The following is a 5,561-nucleotide window of genomic DNA, read 5'->3' as shown; positions in this document are numbered from 1 at the left end:
AGCACAAGCGCGGCACCACCGTGGTTGATGTCCACCGCCCACAGCACGTCCTGAGACAGCTCCAGCACGTCGGCCAGGAGCTTGAGCAGCTCAGCCTCATCGTTCAGTACCCGACGCGACAGCAGCCGCTTGCCCTGGGCGTCGATCACCACGCAGTGGTGATGTTCCTTGCCGATGTCCACTCCGGCCCAGATCTCGGGCACGGCCACCTCCGCCAGCTCGTCGTACATGAACCCAGCAGACGACCTCGCCGACGTTGTCCTACACAGCGATCGCGTCGCGTCTTCCAATTAGCGGTCGAGTCGTCGCGGGGCCCGGGCGGCCAAGTCTCCTGAGCCATCCAAACGGCGACGTCATGGCAGCCATACCCGGGACCCCCGGGCCCCACCGATCTTACGAATGACCAGTTCAGACCCACATCAAGAAAGGTAGGACCTCATGGAAACCACCGTCCGGACCCCGGATCCCCAGGCCCTCACCTCCGATTCCGCCGCCGACACGCTCGGGGTGTCCGCAGCGCGGGCGCGCAGCGCGGTGCTGGAGGAACGGATCCTCGAGGACCCCGGGCAGTTCCGGGTGCTGACCGGCGACCGCCCCACCGGGCGGCTGCACCTGGGCCACTACTTCGGCACGCTCCACAACCGGGTGCGGCTGCAGGACCTCGGCGTGGAGATGTTCGTCATCATCGCGGACTACCAGGTCCTCACCGACCGCGATGTCGCGGACGACCTGACCCGGCACGTCGAGGAGCTGGTGCTGGACTACCTCGCCGTCGGCGTGGACCCGGCACGCGGCACCATCTTCACGCACAGCGCGGTGCCCGCGCTGAACCAGCTGCTGCTGCCGTTCCTCAGCCTCGTCTCCGTCGCCGAACTCGAGCGCAACCCCACGGTGAAGGACGAGATCGTCCACTCGCGGCAGGCCGCCATCAGCGGCCTGATGTTCACCTACCCCGTGCACCAGGCCGCCGACATCCTCTTCTGCAAGGCCAATCTGGTCCCGGTCGGCCGGGACCAGCTCCCCCACCTCGAACTCACCCGGACCGTCGCCCGCCGCTTCAACGACCGCTACGGCGCCGGCACCGCCGTCTTCCCCCGGCCCGACGCGCTGTTGTCGAGCGCGCCGCTGCTGCTCGGCACGGACGGCACCAAGATGAGCAAGAGCCGGGGCAACGCCATCACCCTGGCCGCCGACGCCGACGAGACGGCCCGGCTGATCAAGGGGGCGAAGACCGACTCCGAGCGCCGCATCACCTATGACCCGGCCGCCCGCCCGGAGGTGTCCTCGCTGCTCCTTCTGGCCGCCCTGTGCCAGGGCCGGACCCCCGAGCAGGTCGCCTCCGACATCGGCTCCGCGGGAGCCGCCGCGCTGAAGAGGACCGTGACCGAGTCGGTCAACGAGTACCTGGCTCCCATCCGGGCCCGCCGGGCCGAGTACGCGCGGGACCGCGGCTTTCTCCACCAGGTCCTGCGCGCGGGCAACGAGAGGGCCAACGCCGTGGCGGACGCCACCCTGGCCGAGGTGCGGGCCGCCATGAACAACCGCTACTGAACGGCGGCGGCTTCAGCCCGCCAGGACCATGTCCGCGCCGTCCCCGAAGGTGAGGCGGCAGGTGTCGGCGCGGTACGTGGCGACGGCCACGGCGACCGTGCGGCCGGCGGCGGTGTAGCGGGTGGTGACCAGGAGGACGGGGGCGCCGGGCAGGCGGTCCAGCCGCTTGGCGTCGTCGGCGCGGGCGGAGCCCAGCTCGACGGACTGTTCGCGGCCTTCGAGTTCGACGCGGCGCAGCTCGCCGAGGACCGCGCGGGCGCGGGCGGCGCCGGGCTGGGTGTCGAGGGCGGCGAGGCCGGGGACGGAGGCGGTCGGGACGTAGAGCAGCTCGGCGGCGATCGGCTGGCCGTGGCTGACGCGGGTGCGGCGCACGGTGTGCACGGCGGTGCCGGGCCGGACGTCGAGGAGCCGGGCGATCGCGGCGGGCGGCGCGGCCTCCGCGCTGTCGACGGGCTGCCAGGCCGCCTCGTCGGTGTCGTCCCAGCTGTGGGCGCGGTCGCCGACCGCGACGCCCACGCGGGGCGGGGCGACGGTGGTGCCCACGCCGCGGCGGCGCTGCAACCTGCCCTCCAGCTCGAGCTGTTCGAGGGCCTGCCTGAGGGTGGCGCGGGCCACGCCGAAGCGGGCCGCGAGCTCGCGCTCGTTGGGCAGGATCTCACCGACGGCGAACTCCGAGTCGAGCGCGTCGCTGAGCACCGTCTTGAGGTGCCAGTACTTGGGCTCCGGCACCGTGTCGAGCTGCGTGGTCCCCACCCTGTCCTCCGCAACGGATCTGCGCGCTTCCGCGTGCTCTGTAGTGCTCTGTATTGCGTGTTTCTTTATTAAAGGTTGTTGCAGTATCTATAGCGACCATAAAGCGGTGCCTTGCCTTGGTCAAGACCAATTGCCTTGGTAAGGGCCTCTCAACGCGGCGCCTAGGATGCGGTCATGACGTCAGAGCCCTATCTCTCCGAGCTGTTCTCGCTGACCGACCGGGTCGCCGTGGTGACCGGCGGCAGTTCGGGCATCGGCCGGGCCATCGCCGTGGCGCTGGGGCGCGCGGGCGCGAGCGTCGTCGTGGTGGCGCGCAGGGAGGCCGAGTTGGCCGCCACCGTGGAGGAGCTGACGGGGCACGGCTGCCGTGCGGCCCGGGTGAGCGCGGACCTGGGCACCCGGGAGGGGGTACGGGCGGCGGCCGAGGAGGCGGTCGCCGCGTTCGGGGAGCCCGACATCCTGGTGAACAGCGCCGGGATCAACCTGCGGCCCCCGCTGGGCGAGCTGGGCGACGACGTGTGGGACGCCACGATGGCGGTCAACCTGGAGGCGCCCTACCTGCTGGGGCAGCGGTTCGGCCCGGCGATGGCCGCACGGGGCTTCGGGCGGATCATCCACATCACCTCCCAGCAGGCACACCGGGCGTTCGTGCAGAGCGGCGCGTACGGCGTCTCCAAGGGGGCGTTGGAGTCGCTGGCCCGGTCACAGGCCGAGGCCTGGTCGCCGTACGGGGTCACCTGCAACACGCTGGTGCCGGGGTTCGTGATGACGCCGCTCAACAGGCGGCTGTCCAGCGACCCGGAGAAGGTGGCGGCGCTGGCCGCGCGCACGATGGTCGGGCGCAACGGGCTGGCCGAGGACTTCGCGGGCGCGGCGGTGTTCCTGGCGAGCCGCGCCTCCGGCTATGTCACCGGGCAGTCGATCTTCGTCGACGGCGGGTTCTCCGTTCACTGAGCCGCGTCCCCGGGCGTCCCCCCTGCCGGAGGTGCCAGGTGGACCAGGTGGGCCAGCTTGTCGGGGTTGCGCACGATGTAGACGGCCTGGACCAGGCCGTCCGCGACATCGAGGCTGAGGACCGTGTCGGGGCGGCCGTCCGCGAAGAGCACCAGCGCGGGGCCGCCGTTGATCTCGGTGAAGGCCAACTCCGGGTGCTGCCCGGCGTCCTGGGCCACCGCCACCATGAAGCGGGCGATCTTGTCCGCCGTCTCCATGACGCGCAGCGGCGCCTTGGACTTGCCGCCGCTGTCGCCGATCAGGCGCACGTCGGGCGCCAGGAGGGTGAGCAGCCCCTCGAGGTCGCCGTCCCGGGCGGCGGCGAGGAAACGCTCCGTCAGGTCGCGGCGCTGTGCCGGGTCCACCTCGAACCGCGGCTTGCGCTCCTCCACATGGCGCCGCGCCCGCCCGGCGAGCTGCCGCACCGCCGGCTCCGTGCGGTCGAGGGCGGTGGCGATCTCCCCGTACGCGAAGCCGAAGGCCTCGCGCAGGACGAACACCGCGCGCTCCAGCGGGGACAGCGACTCCAGGACGACGAGCACGGCCAGTGAGACGGACTCGGCGAGCAGCGCACGCTCGGCGGTGTCCGGGACGGCGTGGCCGAGGTCGGTGACGAGCGGCTCGGGCAGCCAGGGGCCGACGTACGCCTCGCGGCGGGACTGCGCCTGCCGCAGCCGGTCGATGGCGAGCCGGGTGGTGACGCGCACGAGGAAGCCGCGGGGGTCGCGCACCGCGTCGCGGTCGGCGCCGGACCAGCGCAGCCAGGCCTCCTGCACCACGTCCTCCGCGTCCGCGACGCGGCCCAGCATCCGGTAGGCCACCGCGGTCAGCAGGGAGCGGTGCGCTTCGAAGACATCCGTCGCGGTGTCGGCCGCGGTATGAGAGGTGGCCACGGCGGCCATCCTCCCACGCCCACCGGACGGCGGCCCGGGGGCGTCGGCTACGGGCGGCGGGGCACCGGCCGCGGTGCCCGCGCGCGGCCCAGCACCCCCGAGCCGAGGGCCACCCCCAGGGCGACGAGGAGGCTGCCCGCCGCCTGCGCCGTGCCGTAGCCGCCGGTGCCGACGAGCGGTGCGGTCGCGGCGGCGGAGACGGGGATCAGACCGGAGAAGAGGGTGGCCCGCTCGGCGCCGATCCGCTGGACGCCGACGTACCAGAACACGAAGCCGACGACGGTCACCACGGCCGCCTGCCACAGCAGCGCCGCCGCCTCCCCGCCGTCCGGCGCCCGCAGCCATCCCCGGCCGTCGAGCACCAGGGCGAGCAGCGCGGACTCCACGGCGGCGAGGCCGCAGGCCACGGCGGACAGCAGCCGGGGGCCGAGGGGCCGCAGGACCGGGACGGCCAGCACGGCGAACCCCACCTCGCCCCCGAGCGCCGCCGCCGACCACAGCAGCCCGGCCGTGTCCGTACGCCCCCACCCCTGCACCACGAACGCGCCGGCGGCCACCGAAAGCGCCCCCGCGACCACGGCCGGCGCCGGGCGCCGCCCGTCGAGCGCGGGCACGATCACCGCGACGACCACGGGCGCGCAGCCGACGAACACCCCGGGCACCGCGGGCTCCGCGCTGCCCTCCGCCGCGAGCACGGCGAGGTTGAACCCGACCATTCCGACGGCCGCCAGTACGGCCAGCCGCGCCCACTGGCGCCCGCTCAGCTTCCGCAGCCTGCCCACCACTTGCCCATCGGGCGCCCGACCGTCCAGACCGCCGCGTCGGGCCCGGCCGCGCCATCCGGCGAGCGGCAGCAGCAGGGCACAGGCGAGGCCGTAGCGCAGCGCCTGGCCGCCCGCGTGGGGGTAGTCGCCGAGCACGCTGTTGGCGGTGAACGAGGCGCCCACCAAGCAGCAGGCCACCGCCGCGAGCAGCGCCCCGAGCAGCCGGTGGCGCGCCCCCGCCCCACCGCCGGGGCGCGGGGCGGGGTCCCTGCGCCCGGCGGCGGGGGCCGCGGCAGGGGCGGCGGTGGCGCGGGTGGCGATCCGGGCCGCGGGGGCGCCCGGGTCCGGCACCGGAAGATCGTTTCGTTTCATGACGCCGACGCTAGGCAGCCGACCGGCACCCCTTAAGGTCCAATCCGATGGCTGATTCAGGGACCACTTCCGGTACCGCCGCTTCCGGTACCGCCACTCCCGGTACCGCCGCTTCCGGTACCACCGCCTGGCAGCTGCTGCTTCCCACCGCCTCCGCGCCACCCCGCCGGCGCGGACGGACGCTGCAGGCCGCGCTGCGCGAGGCGGTGCGCTCGGGGCGGATCCGGGACCCGGC

At 73.8% G+C, this 5,561-nt stretch carries 6 protein-coding genes and 1 pseudogene; 3 read left to right on the top strand and 4 right to left on the bottom strand.

Translation table 11 applies throughout. The features are described 5' to 3' along the window. Positions 1-203: IS110 family transposase (locus tag BBH68_RS29700; protein WP_141713057.1), on the bottom strand; the 203-nt coding region annotated here is incomplete at its 3' end. Positions 204-438: 235 nt separating this feature from the next. On the opposite strand from BBH68_RS29700, the gene trpS reads away from it, so the two are divergent. Further along, positions 439-1,551 carry a tryptophan--tRNA ligase gene (trpS, locus tag BBH68_RS29695; RefSeq protein ID WP_065966817.1) on the top strand — a complete coding sequence of 371 codons (1,113 nt, stop codon included), beginning with the start codon at positions 439-441 and terminating at the stop codon, positions 1,549-1,551. Positions 1,552-1,563: 12 nt separating this feature from the next. On the opposite strand, the gene BBH68_RS29690 is transcribed toward trpS, so the two are convergent. Continuing rightward, positions 1,564-2,304, bottom strand: a complete 741-nt coding sequence (locus BBH68_RS29690) for a GntR family transcriptional regulator (RefSeq protein WP_065966816.1) — start codon at positions 2,302-2,304, stop codon at positions 1,564-1,566. A 174-nt stretch (positions 2,305-2,478) separates the two neighbouring features. On the opposite strand from BBH68_RS29690, the gene BBH68_RS29685 reads away from it, so the two are divergent. After that, entirely contained in the window at positions 2,479-3,258 is a 780-nt protein-coding gene (locus BBH68_RS29685; RefSeq protein ID WP_065966815.1) for an SDR family NAD(P)-dependent oxidoreductase, read from the top strand. Here BBH68_RS29685 and BBH68_RS29680 read toward each other — a convergent pair. Next, the gene (locus tag BBH68_RS29680; protein ID WP_065966814.1) at positions 3,252-4,199 is read right to left on the bottom strand and encodes an RNA polymerase sigma-70 factor; all 948 of its coding nucleotides are present in this window, start codon (positions 4,197-4,199) and stop codon (positions 3,252-3,254) included. The two genes, BBH68_RS29685 and BBH68_RS29680, sit on opposite strands and share 7 nt — an antisense overlap. Before the next feature lie 38 nt (positions 4,200-4,237). After that, on the bottom strand, positions 4,238-5,176 hold the full coding sequence (locus BBH68_RS29675) for an EamA family transporter (protein ID WP_065966818.1): 939 nt from the start codon (positions 5,174-5,176) through the stop codon (positions 4,238-4,240). A 197-nt stretch (positions 5,177-5,373) separates the two neighbouring features. Here BBH68_RS29675 and BBH68_RS42235 point away from each other — a divergent pair. After that, a pseudogene (locus BBH68_RS42235) lies at positions 5,374-5,561 on the top strand (MocR-like pyridoxine biosynthesis transcription factor PdxR); the annotation flags it as partial.

Source organism: Streptomyces sparsogenes, assembly GCF_001704635.1.
Classification (GTDB): Bacteria; Actinomycetota; Actinomycetes; order Streptomycetales; family Streptomycetaceae; genus Streptomyces; species Streptomyces sparsogenes.
This window is presented reverse-complemented; position numbering and strand designations above follow the sequence as displayed.

What these genes read in the sequence shown, in the direction of transcription:
- trpS (WP_065966817.1), top strand. Translation starts at nt 439, where the DNA reads ATGGAAACCACCGTCCGGACCCCGGATCCCCAGGCCCTCACCTCCGAT.
- BBH68_RS29685 (WP_065966815.1), top strand. Translation starts at nt 2,479, where the DNA reads ATGACGTCAGAGCCCTATCTCTCCGAGCTGTTCTCGCTGACCGACCGG.
- BBH68_RS29680 (WP_065966814.1), bottom strand. Translation starts at nt 4,199, where the DNA reads ATGGCCGCCGTGGCCACCTCTCATACCGCGGCCGACACCGCGACGGAT.